Annotated in this window: 22 protein-coding genes; 21 read left to right on the top strand and 1 reads right to left on the bottom strand. The window is 62.9% G+C overall.

The window, feature by feature from the left end; genetic code table 11:
- Nucleotides 1-86: 86 nt before the first annotated feature.
- The 21 genes from plsX (at nt 87) to nagZ (ending at nt 19,270) form a co-directional block, all read left to right on the top strand.
- Nucleotides 87-1,163, top strand: coding sequence for a phosphate acyltransferase PlsX (gene plsX, locus A9975_RS19920; RefSeq protein WP_150983155.1), 1,077 nt, complete (start codon nt 87-89; stop codon nt 1,161-1,163).
- Between the two features lie 59 nt (nt 1,164-1,222).
- A complete protein-coding gene (locus A9975_RS19915) occupies nt 1,223-2,203 on the top strand; it encodes a beta-ketoacyl-ACP synthase III (protein ID WP_183034262.1) in 981 nt (326 codons plus the stop codon).
- A 72-nt stretch (nt 2,204-2,275) separates the two neighbouring features.
- Nucleotides 2,276-3,211: an ACP S-malonyltransferase gene (fabD, locus tag A9975_RS19910; protein ID WP_183034260.1), complete on the top strand. Its 936-nt coding sequence runs from the start codon at nt 2,276-2,278 to the stop codon at nt 3,209-3,211.
- 15 nt (nt 3,212-3,226) lie between these two features.
- Nucleotides 3,227-3,976: a 3-oxoacyl-ACP reductase FabG gene (gene fabG, locus A9975_RS19905; protein ID WP_043347885.1), complete on the top strand. Its 750-nt coding sequence runs from the start codon at nt 3,227-3,229 to the stop codon at nt 3,974-3,976.
- A 170-nt stretch (nt 3,977-4,146) separates the two neighbouring features.
- Nucleotides 4,147-4,386 (top strand): acyl carrier protein, encoded by a 240-nt coding sequence (gene acpP / locus A9975_RS19900; protein ID WP_009522116.1) that lies wholly within the window; start codon nt 4,147-4,149, stop codon nt 4,384-4,386.
- A 199-nt stretch (nt 4,387-4,585) separates the two neighbouring features.
- The gene (gene fabF / locus A9975_RS19895) at nt 4,586-5,818 is read left to right on the top strand and encodes a beta-ketoacyl-ACP synthase II (RefSeq protein ID WP_183034258.1); all 1,233 of its coding nucleotides are present in this window, start codon (nt 4,586-4,588) and stop codon (nt 5,816-5,818) included.
- Between the two features lie 28 nt (nt 5,819-5,846).
- Nucleotides 5,847-6,335, top strand: coding sequence for a hypothetical protein (locus tag A9975_RS19890; protein WP_255503319.1), 489 nt, complete (start codon nt 5,847-5,849; stop codon nt 6,333-6,335).
- Nucleotides 6,336-6,464: 129 nt separating this feature from the next.
- Nucleotides 6,465-7,064, top strand: a complete 600-nt coding sequence (gene rpoE, locus A9975_RS19885) for an RNA polymerase sigma factor RpoE (protein WP_006158605.1) — start codon at nt 6,465-6,467, stop codon at nt 7,062-7,064.
- 149 nt (nt 7,065-7,213) lie between these two features.
- Entirely contained in the window at nt 7,214-7,843 is a 630-nt protein-coding gene (locus A9975_RS19880) for a sigma-E factor negative regulatory protein (RefSeq protein WP_150983159.1), read from the top strand.
- Between the two features lie 8 nt (nt 7,844-7,851).
- On the top strand, nt 7,852-8,925 hold the full coding sequence (locus A9975_RS19875; protein WP_174425092.1) for a MucB/RseB C-terminal domain-containing protein: 1,074 nt from the start codon (nt 7,852-7,854) through the stop codon (nt 8,923-8,925).
- 151 nt (nt 8,926-9,076) lie between these two features.
- Nucleotides 9,077-10,528, top strand: coding sequence for a DegQ family serine endoprotease (locus A9975_RS19870; protein ID WP_370565036.1), 1,452 nt, complete (start codon nt 9,077-9,079; stop codon nt 10,526-10,528).
- Between the two features lie 14 nt (nt 10,529-10,542).
- Nucleotides 10,543-10,815, top strand: coding sequence for a glutaredoxin family protein (locus tag A9975_RS19865; protein WP_183034255.1), 273 nt, complete (start codon nt 10,543-10,545; stop codon nt 10,813-10,815).
- 273 nt (nt 10,816-11,088) lie between these two features.
- The gene (gene lepA / locus A9975_RS19860) at nt 11,089-12,882 is read left to right on the top strand and encodes a translation elongation factor 4 (RefSeq protein ID WP_150983163.1); all 1,794 of its coding nucleotides are present in this window, start codon (nt 11,089-11,091) and stop codon (nt 12,880-12,882) included.
- Nucleotides 12,883-12,969: 87 nt separating this feature from the next.
- The gene (gene lepB, locus A9975_RS19855) at nt 12,970-13,869 is read left to right on the top strand and encodes a signal peptidase I (protein WP_150983165.1); all 900 of its coding nucleotides are present in this window, start codon (nt 12,970-12,972) and stop codon (nt 13,867-13,869) included.
- 51 nt (nt 13,870-13,920) lie between these two features.
- Nucleotides 13,921-14,397, top strand: coding sequence for a DUF4845 domain-containing protein (locus tag A9975_RS19850; protein ID WP_370565032.1), 477 nt, complete (start codon nt 13,921-13,923; stop codon nt 14,395-14,397).
- Between the two features lies 1 nt (nt 14,398).
- A complete protein-coding gene (gene rnc / locus A9975_RS19845) occupies nt 14,399-15,169 on the top strand; it encodes a ribonuclease III (protein WP_020205117.1) in 771 nt (256 codons plus the stop codon).
- Nucleotides 15,166-16,101 carry a GTPase Era gene (era, locus tag A9975_RS19840; RefSeq protein WP_174425095.1) on the top strand — a complete coding sequence of 312 codons (936 nt, stop codon included), beginning with the start codon at nt 15,166-15,168 and terminating at the stop codon, nt 16,099-16,101. Before rnc ends, era begins: the two co-directional genes overlap by 4 nt.
- Nucleotides 16,094-16,972 carry a DNA repair protein RecO gene (recO, locus tag A9975_RS19835; protein ID WP_183034253.1) on the top strand — a complete coding sequence of 293 codons (879 nt, stop codon included), beginning with the start codon at nt 16,094-16,096 and terminating at the stop codon, nt 16,970-16,972. Before era ends, recO begins: the two co-directional genes overlap by 8 nt.
- Nucleotides 16,973-17,001: 29 nt before the next feature.
- Entirely contained in the window at nt 17,002-17,784 is a 783-nt protein-coding gene (gene pdxJ / locus A9975_RS19830) for a pyridoxine 5'-phosphate synthase (protein WP_183034251.1), read from the top strand.
- A complete protein-coding gene (acpS, locus tag A9975_RS19825; RefSeq protein WP_150983172.1) occupies nt 17,781-18,224 on the top strand; it encodes a holo-ACP synthase in 444 nt (147 codons plus the stop codon). Before pdxJ ends, acpS begins: the two co-directional genes overlap by 4 nt.
- Complete coding sequence (gene nagZ, locus A9975_RS19820; protein ID WP_183034249.1) at nt 18,221-19,270, top strand: beta-N-acetylhexosaminidase; 1,050 nt, start codon at nt 18,221-18,223, stop codon at nt 19,268-19,270. Before acpS ends, nagZ begins: the two co-directional genes overlap by 4 nt.
- Before the next feature lie 110 nt (nt 19,271-19,380).
- Here nagZ and efp read toward each other — a convergent pair whose 3' ends face one another.
- Nucleotides 19,381-19,941, bottom strand: a complete 561-nt coding sequence (gene efp, locus A9975_RS19815) for an elongation factor P (RefSeq protein WP_043347839.1) — start codon at nt 19,939-19,941, stop codon at nt 19,381-19,383.
- Between the last annotated feature and the right edge of the window lie 5 nt (nt 19,942-19,946).

Here is a 19,946-nt window from a genome sequence, read left to right as displayed (position 1 = left end):
GCCACCGGCTGGTCAGGGTCATGCCTGCCCGGCTCGGGAGCCAGTATTCCAAGTCACGCCGACCAGCGCTTCTGCACCAGGAAACAATGACGATCAAACTAGCTATCGACTGCATGGGTGGCGATCACGGTGTCTCCGTGACCGTACCGGCGGCGATCAGTTTTCTCTCAAGCCATAGCGACGCCGAAGTGGTGCTGGTCGGCTTGCGGGACAGCATCGAGCCGCAGCTCAAGAAGCTGCACGCGCTCGACCATCCGCGCGTGCGCATTGTGACCGCGTCCGAAGTCATCACCATGGACGACCCCGTTGAAGTGGCGCTGCGCAGGAAGAAGGATTCCTCGATGCGCGTGGCGGTGACCCAGGTGAAGGAGGGGCTGGCTGGCGCATGCATCTCGGCAGGCAATACCGGCGCCCTGATGGCGGTGTCGCGCTATGTGCTGAAAACGCTCGAGGGCATCGAGCGGCCGGCTATCGCTACCACCATTCCCAACGAGCAGGGCTGGGGTACCACGGTGCTCGACCTCGGTGCCAATGCCGACTGCGAGCCCGAGCACCTGCTGCAGTTCGCGCGCATGGCGGAGGCCATGGTTGCCGTGGTGGATCACAAGGAACGCCCGAGCGTCGGCCTGCTTAACATCGGCGAAGAAGTGATCAAGGGCAACGATGTGGTGAAGCGCGCGGGTGAGCTGCTGCGCGCTTCGGAACTGAACTTCTACGGCAACGTGGAAGGCAACGACATCTTCAAGGGCACCACCGATATCGTGGTGTGCGATGGCTTCGTCGGCAACGTCGCGCTAAAGAGCAGCGAAGGGCTGGCCAAGATGATCGCCAACATGATCAAGGAAGAATTCACGCGGTCGTGGTTTACCAAGCTGCTGGCGGTCCTGGCTTTGCCGGTGCTCAAGCGACTGTCCCGGCGCCTGGATCCGGCGCGCTACAACGGCGCTTCCCTGCTCGGTCTGCGCGGGCTGGTCGTCAAAAGTCATGGTTCCGCCGATGCGCACGCTTTTGAGTGGGCTATCAAACGCGGGTATGATGCGGCCAGGAATGGTGTGATCGAACGCACCATTCAGGCCTTCGCCAACAAGTCAGGTAACAGCACTCCGGCTACCGGCCCGCAGTCAGGCGCCGAGGATTCCAGTCCAAGCCCGCACGCCGCCTGAGGTCTTGATGTAGATGCCGCGGGCGACGACCCGTGGCCAGACGATCGATCCGACATTACATGACAAGCTACGCAAAAATCATCGGGACCGGGAGCTATTTGCCTCCGCGGCGCGTCACTAACCAAGATATCGCGGCGCAACTGGCTGAGAAGGGCATCGAGACCAGCGACGAATGGATCTTTTCGCGCAGTGGCATCTCGGCCCGCCATTGGGCCGAGCCGGATGTCACCAGCAGCGACCTCGCCGTCAAGGCAGCGGAGCGCGCGCTGGAGGCCGCCGGCATCGATCGCCAGAGCATCGACCTGATCATCGTTGCCACTTCCACGCCCGATTTCGTCTTCCCCAGCACCGCCTGCCTCGTGCAGCAGAAGCTTGGCATCACCAACAACTGCGCGGCGTTCGACCTGCAAGCGGTGTGCTCGGGCTTTGTCTATGCGCTGGCCACCGCCGAGAAATTCATCCGCAGCGGTTCACATCGCAATGCGCTGGTGATTGGCTCGGAAGTGTTTTCCCGCATCCTGGATTTCAACGACCGCACCACCTGCGTGCTGTTCGGCGACGGTGCCGGCGCAGTCGTGCTGTCGGCCTCCGAGGAGCCCGGCATCCTGTCGTCGGCGATGCACTCCGATGGCAGCCACGTGGATATCCTGTGCGTGCCGGGCAACGTCTCGGGCGGCAATATCACCGGGAACCCCTTCCTGCACATGGATGGCCAGGCTGTGTTCAAGCTAGCGGTCACCGTGCTCGACAAGGTCGCGCGCGAAGCACTCGCGGGCGCGCAGTTCCCGGCGGATAAGGTCGACTGGCTGATCCCGCACCAGGCCAATATCCGCATCATGCAAAGCACGGCCAGGAAGCTTGGCCTGCCCGCCGAGCGCATGGTGGCTACGGTGCATGAGCACGGCAACACCTCGGCCGCCTCGATCCCGCTGGCGCTCGACGTGGCGGTGCGCGATGGCCGCATCGGCGCAGGGCATCACGTGCTGATGGAAGGCGTGGGCGGCGGCTTCACCTGGGGTGCGGTATTGCTGCGCATGTAATATTCGGGCCGGCGCGGCGGTGTCATGCCGCTGCACCGACCTGGCGCTATTCATCTTTACGATTCGATTGCGATGAAATTCTCCTTTGTATTCCCAGGGCAAGGCTCGCAGGCAGTTGGCATGCTCAACGCCTTTGCCGGCAATGCAGTAGTTCGTGCCACGCTGGATGAGGCATCCGCCGCGCTTGGGCAGGACCTGGGCCGACTGATCGCCGAAGGCCCGGCCGAGGACCTGAACCTCACCACCAACACGCAACCGGTGATGCTGACCGCCGCGGTGGCCATCTACCGCGCCTGGCTCGACGCCGGCGGCCCGGCTCCGGCCGTGGTGGCGGGGCACAGCCTGGGTGAGTATTCCGCGCTGGTGGCAGCCGGTGTGATCCCCTTTGCTGATGCGGTGCCGCTGGTGCGCTTTCGCGCACAAGCCATGCAGGAAGCCGTGCCGGTTGGCGAGGGCGGCATGGCGGCCATCCTGGGCCTGTCCGACGATGACGTGCGCGCCGCTTGCGCCGAAGCGTCGGCGACCGGTGCCGGCGTGGTGGAGGCCGTGAACTTCAATGCTCCGTTGCAGGTGGTGATCGCTGGCAACAAGGGTGCCGTGGAGAAGGCCTGCGAAATGGCCAAGGCACGTGGCGCCAAGCGCGCGCTGCCGCTGCCGGTGTCGGCACCGTTCCACTCGTCGCTGCTCAAGCCCGCATCGGACCGTCTGCGCGAGCGCATGGCCGGCATGGTGTTTTCCGCGCCGTCGATTCCGCTGGTGAACAACGTCGATGTGGCCATCGTCAACGACCCGCAAGCCATCAAGGACGCGCTGGTCCGCCAGGCCGCTGCCCCGGTGCGCTGGGTCGAGTGCGTGCAGAAGATCGCTGCTGAAGGCGTGACCCATGTGATCGAGTGCGGCCCCGGCAAGGTGCTGGCCGGTATGACCAAGCGCATCGACGGCAATCTGGTGGGCGGGGCGATCTTCGATCCGGCCTCGCTGCAGGACACGCTGGCGCTGCTGAAGTAAACAAGGACCAACGCAATGACAAAATTTCTGGAAAACCAGGTCGCGCTGGTAACCGGCGCATCGCGCGGCATTGGCCGCGCCATCGCACTGGAACTGGCCGCCCAGGGCGCTACAGTGGTGGGTACCGCCACCAGCGAGGCGGGTGCGGCAGCGATCAGCGAATACCTGGCGGCAGCCGGCGGCAAGGGCCGCGGCGCCGTGCTCAACGTCAATGATGCAGCGGCGTCGGAAGCGCTGATCGACGAACTGGTCAAGGCGCATGGCAGCCTGGGCGTGCTGGTGAACAATGCCGGCATTACCCAGGACCAGCTCGCCATGCGCATGAAGGACGAAGACTGGAGCGCGGTGATCGAGACCAATATGACGGCGGTGTTCCGCCTGTCGCGCGCCGTGCTGCGCCCGATGATGAAGGCCCGCGGTGGCCGTATCATCAACATCACCTCGGTGGTCGGCTCGACCGGCAACCCGGGCCAGATGAACTACGCGGCGGCCAAGGCCGGCGTGGAAGGCATGAGCCGCGCGCTTGCGCGCGAGATCGGCAGCCGCAACGTCACCGTCAATTGCGTGGCGCCGGGCTTTATCGATACCGACATGACCAAGGTTTTGTCGGAAGAGCAGCATGCGGCACTGAAGACGCAGATCCCGTTGGGCCGGCTCGGCCAGCCGGAAGACATCGCACATGCGGTGGCCTTCCTGGCAGGTCCGCAGGCGGCCTACATCACTGGTACAACGCTCCATGTGAATGGTGGCATGTACATGAATTGATCGCCTTGTGCAGTGGTCGGGTTCGAGGGAGAAGCCGGCAGAAGCTGTATGAAGTGGTTATTTTTAAAACTGATCGGGCGCAGTTCTTGCAATAGATGGCGGGGGGCATTTTTATGGCCCAAACCTGCTAAAATGCGCCCACTTTTTGTCGAACTTCCCTGGAGGGTTACATGGACAATATCGAACAACGCGTCAAGAAAATCGTGGCAGAGCAACTCGGCGTGGCCGAGGCAGACATCAAGACCGAATCGTCGTTTGTGAACGACCTGGGCGCTGACTCGCTCGACACGGTTGAGCTGGTGATGGCGTTGGAAGATGAATTCGGCATGGAAATTCCTGATGAGGAAGCCGAGAAGATCACGACCGTGCAACAGGCAATCGATTACGCCACTGCACACGTCAAGGCTTAAGCCTGTCGTATCTGAATTCCGAGCCACAGAAGGCAGGCGCGTGGGCCCGTGGGTCTGCTGCGTTGTTTTCTGTGGCTTTCGTCTGTTCGAAGAAGCACAATTGGATGCGTTGCGCCGGTGTCGGTGCAGCCGGTTGCTGGCCGTTGGCCGGCATCGATTCCCAATCCGGTTTTGCTTCACGTACCCGTAGGAAATCATAGTGAGCCGTCGTCGCGTCGTCGTCACTGGGCTTGGCCTTGTGTCTCCGGTCGGAAACACGGTTGCCGAAGGCTGGGCCAACCTGGTTGCCGGCAAGTCTGGCATTGCCACCGTCACCAAATTCGATCATTCCGCGCTTGCCGTGCACTTCGCTGGCGAGGTCAAGGGATTCAACGCCGAGGACTACATCCCGGCCAAGGAAGCCCGCCATATGGATACCTTTATCCACTATGGCATCGCAGCGGGTTCGCAGGCGCTCAAGGATAGCGGCTACGAAGTGACCGAATCCAATGCCGATCGCATTGGCGTGCTGGTCGGATCGGGCATCGGCGGCCTGCCGATGATCGAGGATACCCACGCGGAGCTGACCAATCGTGGCCCGCGCCGGATCTCCCCGTTCTTCGTGCCTGGCTCGATCATCAACATGATCTCGGGCCACCTATCCATTATCCATGGACTCAAGGGCCCCAATCTGGCCGCGGTCACGGCTTGCACCACTGGCCTGCACAGCATCGGCCTGGCGGCCCGCCTGATCCAGGCGGGGGACGCCGACGTGATGCTGGCCGGTGGCGCTGAATCCACCGTCTCGCCGCTGGGCATTGGCGGTTTTGCCGCAGCGCGTGCACTGTCGACCCGTAACGATGACCCCGCAGCCGCCTCCCGCCCCTGGGACAAGGATCGCGATGGCTTCGTGCTGGGCGAGGGCGCCGGTGTGGTCATGCTCGAGGAGTATGAGTCGGCCAAGGCGCGTGGCGCCAGGATCTATGCGGAGCTGATCGGCTTCGGCATGAGCGGCGATGCTTACCACATGACCGCGCCCAATATGGACGGCCCGCGCCGCTGCATGGCCAACGCCCTCCGGGATGCTGGCATCAATGCGGATGAAGTCGGCTACCTGAATGCGCACGGCACCTCGACTCCGCTTGGTGACAAGAACGAGACCGAAGCAATCAAGCTGGCCTTTGGCGATCACGCCTACAAGCTGGCTGTCAACTCGACCAAGTCGATGACCGGCCACTTGCTGGGTGGCGCGGGCGGGCTTGAGTCGGTTTTCACCGTGCTGGCGCTGCACCACCAGGTGTCGCCCCCGACCATCAACATCTTCAACCAGGATCCCGAATGTGACCTGGATTACGTGGCCAATACGGCACGTGACCTGAAGATCGACGTGGCGGTGAAAAACAACTTCGGCTTCGGCGGCACTAACGGCACGCTTGTCTTCCGTCGCGCCTGAAACCGGCGGCCGCCGGGTGGCTTCCCCTTTGCGTTTCAAGGCCCATCCCCTGCGGTGGGCCTTGGTGCTGTTCCTGGCCTGCGAGCTGGCAACATTCACGTTGCTAGCCCGGCAAGGCGTGCAGGAACTGGGGCGCTCGGCGCAAGGATGGGATCTGACGCAGTGGCTGTTGGTGGCCGGCCTGGCCGGGTTGTGCGGCTGGCTGGCCTGGCATTGGCCCAAGCTCTGGCGCGGTGCCGCCTGTGCCTACGGCGGCCTTGCGCCAGGGCGGGACCGTACCGGCCGGCCCGGCATCCTGGTCGATATGCCGGACGGAAGCCGCGCGATAGCGAGGGTGGAATCCAGCTGGGAATTGGGCGAGCTGGCGCTCGTGCTGGCCCTGGAACCGGTAGCCGGACAGCCACCACGCGTGCTGGTGGTCAATCGTGCATTTGCCGGCGCCAGCGCTTTGCGCGCCCTGAGGCGCACTATTCGGGTTGCGCGCCGCGAAGGCCCGGCAGCCGGCGAGGCCGGCTGATGCGCGGCTATTTCAACCATTCTTCACAATATGCGTTGCAACGCACTGACCGTGCGGCCCGCAACGTAGGTAAAATACAACGTTTGTCGTGAAGACGATACCAAGAGATACACTGCAGGTGAAATATTCGTGAGCGAACGCGAAGCCGATCAGCTCCTCGTTGAACGCGTCCAGCAGGGCGATAAGCGGGCCTTTGAATTGTTGGTGGTGAAATACCACCGCAAGATCATCAGGCTCATTTCGCGTTTGGTGCGGGATTCCGCGGAAGTGGAGGATGTAGCACAAGATGCCTTCATCAAGGCGTATCGTGCATTGCCGCAATTTCGCGGTGAGTCGGCCTTCTACACCTGGTTGTACCGGATCGCGGTGAACACGGCGAAGAACTACCTGGCGACCCAGGGACGCCGGCCGGAAGCCTCTAGTGATATCGATGCCGAAGAGGCTGAAACTTTTGCGGACGGTGAGCAACTAAGAGATATCAATACGCCGGAGTCGATGCTTCATACCCGCCAGGTGGCCGAGACGGTCAACCGCGCGATGGAAGCATTGCCCGAGGAATTGCGCACCGCCATCACCCTTCGCGAGATCGAGGGCCTCAGTTATGAGGAGATCGCGGAAGCCATGGGTTGCCCGATCGGCACAGTCCGGTCGCGCATCTTCCGGGCGCGCGAGGCGATTGCCGATAAATTGCGCCCGTTGCTGGGAACGGCAGAGGGCAAGCGGTGGTAGTAGGTGGTGATGTAGCAGGTGGTGATGTCTAGTGGTAAGCAGTAAATAAAATGTCGTGCGGCCAGCGTTGCAGCCTATTCCTGCATCGAAAAACGACAAAGCGGTAGACGGGATTGTCGGTTGTTCAATGGTTTTTCTAGGGGTGGGAAATGGGTCAGGCTCATAAGCAGTCGGTTCATGAAGTGGAAGCAGCGGAGCAAATCTCCGTGCTGATGGATGGCGAGCTGGCGCCGCACGAAGTAAACGCAGTGCTGGACCTCGCGAAAAGCGAGGCGGGCATGGCGAGTTGGGCCTCTTATCAATTGATTGGCGATGCCCTGCGTTCGGAAGAACTGACGCATGCCGGCTCGACCGATGACTTTCTTTCCCGGTTTTCCGCTCGTCTGGACAGTGAGCCGCATGTGCTGGTGCCCGCCGTCGCCAAGGCGTCGTCGGCTCATCGCCTGCTGTTCAAGCCGTCGTGGGTGCGGCGCGTCATGCCGAGCACTGCGATTGCTGCTGCTGTGGCCGCCGTCAGCTGGGTGGCCGTGCCGCAAATGCGCGGCGCCGCCGACCTCGGCACGCCGGATGCGGTTGTGGCGCGTGTCGAACAACCTGCAGCGCCCAAGGCTGGCGGCATCGTGACTGTCTCCGCCGACAACGCGCAGATGATCCGCGATCCCCGTCTGGATGAATATCTTCGCGCTCACCGCGTCTCGGTTGCCACCGATGCGGTAGTGCCGACCATGCGCCAAGTGGCTAACAGCGCAAACTTCTCTCAGGACAATTCGCAGGAATAATGCCGGACATGCATAAAGGATGGTCGCCCGCCAACGTAGCGGGCGCACACAGAATTAGGGCCCTTCGCAGGTCCTTTTTTCTGGCCTTGTGTCTGACTGCGGCTGCGGCAACTGCGCAGCCGCCGGACAATACGCTGGCCCGTCGCGACGCAACGGCCTGGCTCAACAAGATCCATCGCGCGGCCCAGCGCGAGAATTATGTCGGCACGCTGATTTATCAGCGTGGAAGCGTGATGCATGCATCGCGTATCCAGCACTACAGCGATCTCGTCAACAACGAGTATGAACGGCTTGAGACCCTTGACGGCAAGCCGCGCGAGGTGCTGCGCCAGAACGACATCGTCCACAGCCTGATTCCCGAGGCCAAGCTGGTGGTGGTCGAGAAGCAGGAAGCCAAGGATCGTTTTCCGGCGCTGCTGGCCACCAACAAGAGCGATGTGCTCGATATCTACGACATGCGCAAGCTTCCGGGCGAGCGCGTGGCTGGCGTCGAGTGCGAGGTCTTTTCGCTCGAGCCGCACGACGCGGCGCGCTACGCCGTGCGCCTTTGGGCGGAGAAGAATTCCGGCTTGCTGATGCGCGCACAGACCCTGGGCGAGGGCGGCAAGGTGCTGGAACAGGTTGCTTTCTCGCAAGTCGACATCGGCGTGCCATCGGAAAAGCAGCGCATTCTCACGGCCATCAAGAACTCCGGCTCATGGACTCACTATGAGGTGACCAACCATCCGGCCAATATTGCCGATGAAGGCTGGAGCATCGCGGTTCCGGTCAAGGGGTTCCTGAAGATCCGCGAAGTTCGCCGCCCGCTGGGAGAGTTGCGCGCACCGCAGGCCAACCCGCGCGGCAATGTTTTCGAAGTGCTCCAGGTTGTCTACAGCGATGGCTTGACCGGCCTGTCGGTGTTTATCGAGCCGGTTTCCGAGCAGCGCGTGCGCCGCGAAGGCGTCGCCTCGCTGGGTGCCACGCAGGTCGTGGTACGCCGCGTAGCCGATTTCTGGATCACCGTGGTGGGCGAAGTCCCGCCGGCCACAGTGAGGCAGTTTGCCTCGGCGGTAGAATACAAACCACCGAAGGCCCACTAGGCCGGATCGCGGCGTTGCCGCAGGCGTGAACACCGCCTGTGTGCCGCCGCCGATCGGCAACCCTGCTGCCTGTGCTTTCTTCCTCTTTTCGCTGATTTCCCGGGAGTCGACGATGTCACCAAGATCTCCAGCCTTGGCTCGGACCGTGCTCATGGCTGCCATTCTCGCCTTTGCGCCCTTTGCCGCGGAGCTGAGTCACGCGCAGGCCGCCGCGCCATCCTATAACCTGCCCGACTTCACCGATCTGGTGGAAAAGGCCGGACCGGCTGTCGTGAACATCCGCACCACCGAGCGCGTGCGCGCACGCGGCACACCGGGGGGGACCGAAGATGACGAAATGGCAGAGTTCTTCCGCCGTTTCTTTGGCGTGCCCATGCCGGGTGCCCCCACGCCGCCGGGTGCCCCGCGCCGCGGGCAGCCGCCGCAAGGCGAAGAGCAGAGCCGTGGCGTGGGATCGGGTTTTGTCATCAGCCAGGATGGCTATGTGATGACCAATGCCCACGTGGTTGCCGATGCGGAAACCATCTATGTCACGCTGCCCGACAAGCGTGAATTCAAGGCCAAGCTGATTGGCTCGGACAAGCGCACCGATGTCGCCTTGCTCAAGGTCGACGCGACCGGTCTGCCCAAGCTGACACTCGGCGATTCGGACAAGGTTCGCGCTGGCGAATGGGTGCTGGCCATTGGTTCTCCCTTTGGCCTCGATAACACCGTGACAGCAGGCATCGTCTCCGCCAAGGGGCGCGATACCGGCGACTACCTGCCGTTCATCCAGACCGATGTGGCGGTCAATCCCGGCAATTCTGGCGGTCCGCTGATCAACCTGCGTGGCGAGGTGATCGGCATCAACTCGCAGATCTATAGCCGCAGCGGCGGCTATATGGGCATCTCCTTCGCCATCCCGATCGACGAAGCCTTGCGGGTCACCGAGCAGCTCAAGGCGACCGGCAAGGTCACGCGCGGACGCATCGCGGTGGCCATCGGGGATGTGACCAAGGAAGTTGCCGATTCGCTCGGCCTGGGCCGTGCCCGGGGCGCGCTGGTCGGCAGCGTCGAGCCCGGCGGCCCTGCCGAGAAGGCGGGGATCGAGGCTGGTGACATCATCCTCAAGTTCAACGGCCGCGACATTGAGAAGGCGTCGGATCTGCCGCGCATGGTTGGCGACATCAAGCCGGGCACGCGCGTTCCGCTGCAACTCTGGCGTAAGGGCGCAACGCGCGAGGTGTCCATCACCGTGGCCGAGCTGGATGGGGATGCGAAGGTGAAAACCCGCGGCAATGGCTCGCGCGACGATAGCACCCCGCCGGCGGCCAAGCCCAATGCGCTTGGCTTGGTCGTCAACGAGATTCCCGACGCAAAGCTCAAGGAGCTCAAGATCAAGTCGGGGGTCGAGGTCGAGCAGGCGGATGGTCCGGCGATGCGCGCCGGCATTCGCCCGGGCGATATCATCCTGCGGCTGGGCGACAGCGATGTGACCAGCCCCAAGCAGTTCAACGAGCTGGTCAAGGGACTCGACAAAGCCAAGATCGCAGCGGTGTTCGTGCGCCGCGGGGACGCCACGCAGGTGCTGACCCTGCGGCCGGGCACGATGTCCTCGCGCTGACCGGCGCCGCCATCGTGGCCCATCTCACACTGTATGGCAGGAGCTACTGCCATCTGTGCGAGGACATGAAAATCGCGCTGGAGCCGCTCCGGCGCGATTTTTCCTTTGTCTTGCACGAGGTGGACGTGGATGCCGATCCGGCGGCCATAGCCCGTTTCGACGAGCTGGTGCCCGTGCTGATGGCCGGCTCCCAGGCCGGGCCGGACGTGGAGCTGTGCCATTACTTTCTTGACGAAAAGCGGGTGAGGGCGTGGTTGGCCGCACATGCGGGGCCGCGGGCGGGCTAACAGGTGGGCAATGGGGCGTCAGATGGCACATAAGTGCGCCCGGCGAAGCCTGGTTTGGCTGCAGGGCTAGCGCCGTGGTCCATTTCGCGATACGGAAGTCCTTGAAAATACGGTAAAATCGCACTTTGGCGCAAAGTCTGCGTCACCAACCTGCGGCCGGGATCGGCGTGCGCCCCGCAGGGCGCCAGTTCCAGGCCGTTCATAATTGCTGCGCCGCCCGGCGTGCCCACGCGGGCACTTCGTGGCCTGAAACGGCGCACCCCTGAGTATCAGATGGACCATATCCGCAATTTCTCGATCATCGCCCACATCGACCACGGTAAATCGACCCTGGCCGACCGCATCATCCAACTCTGCGGAGGCCTGTCCGATCGCGAGATGGAAGCGCAGGTGCTTGACTCGATGGACATCGAGAAGGAGCGCGGCATCACCATCAAGGCGCAGACCGCCGCGCTGAGTTACAAGGCGCGTGACGGCAAGATCTACAACCTCAACCTCATCGACACCCCGGGACACGTCGACTTCAGCTATGAAGTGAGCCGCTCGTTGTCCGCCTGCGAAGGCGCGCTGCTGGTGGTCGATGCATCGCAGGGCGTGGAAGCGCAGACCGTCGCCAACTGCTACACCGCCATCGAGCTCGGCGTGGAAGTGGTGCCGGTATTGAACAAGATCGACCTGCCGTCGGCCGATCCCGAAAACGCGATCCGCGAGATCGAGGAAGTGATCGGCATCGATGCGCATGACGCCACGCCTTGCTCGGCCAAGACCGGCCTCGGCGTGCAGGACGTCATCGAGGCGATGATCGCCCGCGTGCCGCCGCCCAAGGGCGACCCCGCGGCCCCGCTGCAGGCCCTGATCATCGACTCGTGGTTCGATAACTACGTGGGTGTGGTGATGCTGGTGCGCGTGGTCAACGGCACCCTCAAGCCCAAGGACAAGGTCCTGCTGATGGCCACGGGCTCGCAGCACCTGGTCGAGCAGGTCGGCGTATTCTCGCCAAAGTCGCTGCCGCGCGAATCGCTGCAGGCAGGGCAGGTGGGCTTCGTGATCGCCGGCATCAAGGAATTGAAGGCCGCCAAGGTGGGTGACACCATCACCACCATGGCACGCAAGGCGGCGGAGCCGCTGCCTGGTTTCAAGGAAGTCAAGCCGCAGGTGTTCGCCGGCCTGTACCCGGTGGAAGCCAACCAGTACGAAGCGCTGCGCGAATCGCTGGAAAAGCTCAAGCTCAACGACGCATCGCTGCAGTACGAGCCAGAGGTGTCGCAGGCGCTTGGCTTCGGCTTCCGCTGCGGCTTCCTGGGCTTGCTGCACATGGAGATCGTGCAGGAGCGCCTGGAGCGCGAATTCGACATGGACCTCATCACCACCGCGCCGACGGTGGTGTACGAGGTCGACATGCGCGACAAGACCAAGCTGATCGTGGAGAACCCGGCCAAGATGCCGGACCCGAGCCGCATCGAGAACATCCTCGAGCCCATTGTCACGGTCAACCTGTACATGCCGCAGGCCTATGTCGGCTCGGTGATCACGCTGTGCACGCAGAAGCGCGGCACGCAGATCAACATGAGCTATCACGGCAAGCAGGTGCAGCTTACCTATGAGATTCCAATGGCGGAAATCGTCATGGACTTCTTCGACCGGCTGAAGTCCGTGTCGCGCGGCTACGCCTCGATGGACTACGAGTTCAAGGAGTACCGCGCCGCCGACGTGGTCAAGGTGGACATCCTGATCAACGGCGACAAGGTCGATGCCTTGTCCGTGATCGTGCACCGCTCCAACTCGCAGTACCGTGGCCGCGAAGTCGTGTCCAAGATGCGCGAGATCATCCCGCGCCAGATGTACGACGTAGCCATCCAGGCCACCATCGGCGTCAACATCATCGCGCGCGAGAACGTTAAGGCGCTGCGCAAGAACGTGCTTGCCAAGTGCTACGGCGGCGATATCTCGCGCAAGAAGAAGCTGCTGGAGAAGCAAAAGGCAGGCAAGAAGCGCATGAAGCAAGTGGGTTCGGTCGAGATTCCCCAGGAGGCCTTCCTCGCGATCCTGCAGGTGGGCGACAAGTAAGCCGGCTGGGCCGCGCCGGCACTGCCGGCAGGCTCCTGGCAGTGGTTGACGCGGACTCTATCAAAACAACACGACGATCTAGCCGACATGAATTTTGCACTGATCCTTTTTGTGCTTGTGGTTATTACGGGCATTGCCTGGGTGGCCGACAAACTGGTGTTCGAGAAGCAGCGGCGGCTTTCCGCCCAGTCCGCGCTGGCCGAGTTCGATGCGCGCAAAGCTGATCTCCAGGGACGCTACGGCGTCGGCGAGATCGACACGTCGCGTAGCCGCCTCGCCGAGGAAAAGCTGCGCCAGCCTTGGTGGCTGGAGTATTCCGCAAGCTTCTTCCCGGTGATACTGGCCGTGTTCGTGCTGCGCTCCTTCGTGGTCGAGCCGTTCAAGATCCCGTCCGGCTCGATGATCCCGACGCTGCTGATCGGCGACTTCATCCTGGTCAACAAGTACGACTACGGCATCAGGCTGCCGGTGGTGAACAAGAAGATCCTCTCGGTCGGCGACCCGAAGCGCGGCGACGTGATGGTGTTCCGCTACCCGAAGGATCAGTCCCTCGACTACATCAAGCGTGTGATCGGTGTGCCGGGCGATGTGGTGAGCTACCAGAACAAACGCCTGACCATCAACGGCAAGGCCGCCGATTACAGCCCGCTGCCCGATTACCTGGATGAAGAACGGCTTTCGTACTCGAAGCACTTCCGCGAGAAGCTGCCCGACGGCCCGGAGCACGGTATTCTCAACGACACCGACCGGCCACCGTTTGTCTCCGGCGCGGACCCCGATTTTCCGTTCCGCGAAAACTGCACTTACAATCAGCAAGGGCTGACCTGCAAGGTGCCGCAAGGTCACTATTTTGTGATGGGCGACAACCGCGACAACAGCCTGGATTCACGTTATTGGGGCTTCGTGCCCGATCAGAATATTGTCGGCCGGGCATTCCTGATCTGGATGAACCTCGGCAATATCGGACGCGTGGGGGCGTTCAAGTAAGCCTTCCGCGGCGCGAATAAATCACTCCAGTCAAGCGAGGGAAAGCGCAACATGGGTCAACAGGGTCAGAATGGTCAGAAGCGTCAGGCCGGTCAAACGGCACTGGCAGAACAAGCAGAACAAACGGATCAATCGCGTCGGGAGGTTGGTTCAAGGAGGGGGAGGGCGCGTCTGGCGGGGCGGTACAAGGTGCGCGGATTTTCCCTTGGCAGCTTGCTGATCGTCATCTTGATCGTCGGAGGCATCGTGATCCCGGCGGTCAGGGCGATCCCAAGCTTGCTGGAGTACTTTTCGGTCAAGCGCGCCATCAGTTATGCCAAGCAACAGGCATCCAACAAACGCGAAGTGGCCGATTATTTCGCCAAGCAGGCACAGATTGACCGTATCACCGCTGTGCGCAGCGACGATCTGGACATTCACGAGGACGACAATGGCACGATCCGCTCGGTGGGTTTTTCCTACCGTAACGAGGTGCCGTTATACGGCCCTCTGAGCCTTATGATTACCTATTCGGGAACGCAGTACTGACATGAACCTCGATGCCTTGCAGCAACGCCTCGGCTACCGCTTCAGCAAGCCAGAATTGCTGCAGCAGGCGCTGACGCACCGCAGCCACAGTGCCTTGCACAATGAGCGCCTGGAATTCCTGGGCGATTCGGTGCTGAACTGCGCCGTGGCCGATATGCTGTACGGCATGTTCAGCAAGCTCGACGAAGGCGATCTCTCCCGCGTGCGCGCCAACCTGGTCAAGCAGCAGGCGCTGTATGAAATTGCCCAGATGCTGCAGTTGTCCGAGGCGCTGCGCCTGGGCGAGGGCGAACTGAAGAGCGGCGGTTTCCGCCGCCCTTCGATTCTTGCCGATGCGCTGGAAGCCATCGTCGGCGCCGTATTCCTCGATGCCGGCTTCGAAGGTGCGCGCACACTGATCCGCAAGCTCTACATCCCCATCCTCGAGCAGGTGGATCCGCGCACGCTGGGCAAGGATGCCAAGACGCTGTTGCAGGAGTACCTGCAAGGCCACAAGATAGCCCTGCCGCAATATAACGTGATCGCCACCCATGGCGCCGCGCATAATCAGCAGTTTGAAGTCGAGTGCACCGTGCCTAAACTGGAAGTGCGGGTGTTCGGTACCGGCGCGTCGCGCCGTGCCGCCGAGCAAGCCGCCGCCAAGCTGGCGCTCGACGAGGTGCAAAAGCTCGTGCCCCAGTTGCTCAAGCGCAGCCGGGCCGAGCGCACCGGCAAGACGCGCAAGCAGCCGGTGCCACCCGATCCCCAGTTGTCTCTCAGGTTGAAGGAATGACCGAATCTACCAATCCGCAGCAAGACGCCGCGGGTACCCCAAGCGCAGCCTTTCGTTGCGGCACCGTGGCTATTGTCGGGCGTCCCAACGTCGGCAAGTCCACGCTGATGAACGCGCTGGTTGGCCAGAAGGTCAGCATCACCTCCCGCAAAGCGCAGACCACGCGCCACCGCATCGTTGGCATCCAGACCACCGAGGACGCCCAGTTCGTCTTCGTCGATACGCCGGGTTTCCAGACCCGCCATGCCAGCGCGCTGAACCGCTCGCTGAACCGTGCCGTCACCTCGACCCTGTCGTCGGTGGACCTGGTGCTGTTCGTGGTCGAGGCCGGCTACTACGGCGCCGATGACGAGAAGGTGTTGTCGCTGCTGCCCAAGAAGGTGCCGGTGCTGCTGGTCACCAACAAGCTGGATCGCCTTGGCGCGGACCGCGCAGAGGTAATGATGCCCTTCCTGGAAAAGATGGGGCATCAGTTCCAGTTCGCGGAAGTGGTGCCGATGTCGGCCAAGACGCACGATCACATCGAACGCCTGCTCGCCATCATCCGGCCTTACCTGCCGGAAGGCGAGCCGATGTACGACGCCGACTCCATGACCGATCGCAGCGAGCGCTTCATGGCCTCGGAGATCATCCGCGAGAAGGTGTTCCGCTGGACCGGTGACGAGTTGCCCTACACCAGCACGGTCATCATCGAGAAATTCGAGACCGAAGGCCGGCTGCGGCGCATCTTTGCCACCATCCTGGTCGAGCGCGACGGGCACAAGGCCATGATCATTGGCAACAAGGGCGCCAAGCTCAAGACCATTTCCACGGAGGCCCGCATCGACATGGAGAAGCTGTTCGACGGCAAGGTCTACCTGGAGATGTTCATCAAGGTCAAGAGCGGCTGGGCCGACAACGAAGCTGGATTGCGCGCCTACGGCTATGAGTGATAGAGCGGGCGGGCCTGCCCTGAAGGCCCGCCGCATTGACCCGGTGGTGGAAGAAGCCGCCGAACTGCTGGGCAGCCATGCCGTGCCTGGCATGGCCGTGGCGGAGCAACGCGCGATGATGGATCGCGCGTTGCGCATTGTGCCGGCGCGCACCGAGCTGCGCGTCGCCAACCAGCCCGGCTTCGTGCTGCATGCCTGGCCTTACCGCGAAACCAGCCTGATCCTCGACGTGTTCACGCGTGACCACGGGCGCGTCGCCATGGTGGCCAAAGGGGCCAAGCGGCCGCATTCGGCGCTGCGCCCGGTACTCCAGCATTTCCAGCCGATCTCGCTGTCATGGAGCGGCCGCGGCGAGGTCAAGACGCTGACGCGCGCGGAGTGGGTTGGCGGCATGCTGCCGCTGGCAAGCGACGCCTTGCTCTCGGGTTTTTATCTCAACGAATTGCTGCTGCGCTTTTGCGCCCGCGAAGACGCCCACGTTACCCTGTTTCGCCAGTACATGGCCACGCTGACCCAGCTCTCGCACGGCGAGCCGGCCGGACTGGTGCTGCGCGGCTTTGAACGTGTGCTGCTGCAGGAAACCGGCTTTGCGGTGGCTTTCGATGAGTGCGCCAATTCCGGCGAGACGGTCGAGCCGGGGCTGGACTACGTCTACCAGCCCGAGCGGGGCGTGCGTCGCGCTCAGGCCAGCGATCCATCATCCTGGCCGGTGGTTTCCGGCCAGACGCTGCTCGACATGTCGCAGGACGACTATAGCCGTACACAAACTGTCACGCAAAGTCGCGCCCTGATGCGCTTCCTGCTGCATTATTATCTGCAAGGCGCGCCGCTGAAGACGCGCCAGATTTTGATCGACCTGCACTATCTCTGATTCATTTCCGAGCCTCTAGAGCCCACCGCATGATCTTCCACGCGCATCCCGGCGTCATCGACCTTGGCGTCAATATCGACCACGTGGCCACGTTGCGCAATGCGCGCGGCACGGTCTATCCCGATCCGATCCAGGCAGCGCTGCAGGCCGAGCAGGCCGGCGCCGACCTGATCACGCTGCACCTGCGCGAAGACCGCCGCCATATCCGCGACGCCGACGTGCGCGCGCTGCGCCCGCTGCTGGCCACGCGCATGAACCTGGAGTGCGCGATCACCCAGGAAATGCTCGACATCGCCTGCGGGATCCGTCCGCAGGATGTCTGCCTGGTGCCCGAGCGGCGCGAGGAAGTCACCACCGAAGGCGGCCTGGACGTAGCCGGGCGCTTCGAGCAGGTCAAGGCCGCCTGCCGCCAACTGGCCGACGCGGGCATTCGCGTCTCGCTGTTCATCGATGCGCAGGTCGAGCAGATCGAAGCCGCTGCCGCTTGCGGCGCGCCGGTGGTGGAACTGCACACCGGGCGCTATGCCGATGCGCATTCGGCCGAGGAGCAGGCTACCGAGCTGCGCCGCGTCGCCGAAGGCGTCGATGCCGGCGTGCGGCTTGGCCTGGTGGTTAACGCCGGCCACGGCCTGCACTACACCAATGTGCAGCCGGTGGCCGCGCTGCATGGCATCAAGGAACTGAATATCGGCCACGCCATCGTCGCGCATGCGGTCTTTGTCGGCTGGCAGAACGCCGTGCGCGAGATGAAGGCCATCATGGTCGCCGCGCGGCTGGGCACCACCTATCCGCGCCCGGACGCCGCAGCGTGATCTACGGCATCGGCACCGACATCATCCAGATCGATCGCGTGCAGGGCGTGATGGAGCGCACGCGCGGCCGGTTTGCCGAGAAGGTGCTTGGTCCGCAGGAACTCCAGAAGTACCACGCCCGCAAGGCGCGCTCGGAAAAACGCGGGCTCGCTTTCCTGGCCACGCGTTTCGCCGCCAAGGAGGCCTTCTCCAAGGCGATCGGCCTGGGCATGCGCTGGCCAATGACCTGGCGCGCGATGGAGCTGCTGAACCTGCCCTCCGGCGAGCCGTATCCGCATTGCCACGGCGAGCTCGACGCCTGGCTGCGGGAGCGCGGCCTCGTGGTGCGGGTCAGTGTCAGCGACGAACATGATTATGCGGTCGCTTTTGCGATTGCCGAGCCGGGCGGCGCTGGCGTCAGCCCGCCGCTTGCCTCCCAGCCTAGTGAAGAATCCAAATGATCAAGAAGATTCCCGGTAAACGGCCGGGTCCGGTTGTACTCGATGTCAAAGGCAAGCAACTCGATGCGGACGATGTGCGCCGCATCGCTCACCCGCTGACCGGCGGCGTGATCCTGTTCGCGCGCAACTTCGAATCGCGCGCGCAGCTGCAGGCACTGACGCATGAGATCCGCACCGTGCGCGACGATGTGCTGATCTGCATCGATCACGAGGGTGGCCGGGTGCAGCGCGCCAAGACCGATGGCTTCACGCACCTGCCTGCCATGGCCCGGCTTGGCGCGTTGTGGGAGCAGGACGTGCTGGCGGCAACCAAGGCGGCCGTGGCCTGCGGCTACGTGCTGGCGGCCGAATTGCGCGCCTGCGATATCGACCTGAGCTTCACCCCTGTGCTCGACCTGGACTACGGGCTCAGCGCCGTGATCGGCGACCGAGCCTTCCACGCTGACCCGCGTGTGGTGACCATGCTTGCCAACCACCTGACCCACGGCCTGCTGCTTGCCGGCATGGCCAATTGCGGCAAGCATTTCCCGGGGCACGGCTTTGTGGCCGCGGATTCGCATGTGGCCGTACCGGTGGACGAGCGCGGACTTGACGAGATCCTCTCGCAGGACGCGCGTCCTTACGAGTGGATGGGGATGACGCTGTCATCGGTAATGCCGGCGCACGTGATCTACCCCAAGGTCGACCCGCACCCGGCCGGCTTCTCGCGCTACTGGCTGCAGGACGTGCTGCGTACCCAGTTGGGCTTCGAGGGCGTGATCTTCAGCGATGACCTTAGCATGGAAGGGGCCAGCGTGGCAGGCACGGTGACCGAGGCCGCGCGTGCTGCCTTGGGCGCCGGATGCGACATGGTGCTGATCTGTAACCATCCGGAGCGGGCCGACCAGTTGCTGGATGAGCTCGATGTACGTATCGGCAAGACCTCGCAACGCCGTATCCGCCGCCTGTTCGGGCGCCGCAAGCCGCTGGACTGGAACAAGCTGATGCAAGAGGCGGAATACGCCGCCGCCATGCGCGTGCTCAAGCGCCACAGCTTGATTGCCTGACGCTGCATTGGCCGAAGGCCGGCAAGCAGCAGGGAAAGGAAAAGGGCAGCCGAAGCTGCCCTTTTTCCGTTGCGCCACCCGCGCTGCGGATGGCGGCGAATCAGCTGCGCTTAGTTTGCGCGGCTGCGGTATTCGCCGGTACGGGTGTCGATTTCGATCTTGTCGCCGATGCTGCAGAACAGCGGCACTTGCAGCTCGAAGCCGGTGTTGATCTTGGCGCCCTTGAGCACCTTGCCCGACGAGGTGTCGCCCTTGACTGCCGGCTCGGTGTAGGTGATCTCGCGGACCAGCGTGGTCGGCATATCCACCGAGATGGCCTTGTCGTTGTAGAACACCACTTCGACGGTCATGCCGTCTTCGAGGTAGTTCAGCGAGTCACCCATGCTGTCCTGCTCGACTTCGTATTGGTTGAAGTCGGTATCCATGAACACGTACATCGGGTCGGCGAAGTACGAGTAAGTGCATTCGCGGCGTTCCAGCATCACGACTTCAAACTTGTCGTCAGCCTTGAAGACGGACTCACCCGGGGCTTCCGTCAGCAGGTTCTTGTACTTCATCTTGACCACGGCGGAGTTGCGGCCCGACTTGTTGTACTCAGCCTTCTGCACGACCATCGGGTCGGTACCGATCATGAATACGTTGCCGACGCGGAGTTCTTGTGCGGTTTTCATCTGAA

This window comes from Cupriavidus sp. UME77, from assembly GCF_014170355.1.
In the GTDB taxonomy this organism is placed as follows: Bacteria; Pseudomonadota; Gammaproteobacteria; order Burkholderiales; family Burkholderiaceae; genus Cupriavidus; species Cupriavidus basilensis.
Note: the sequence above shows the minus strand (reverse complement) of the source record. Positions and strands in the feature narration are given on the sequence as shown.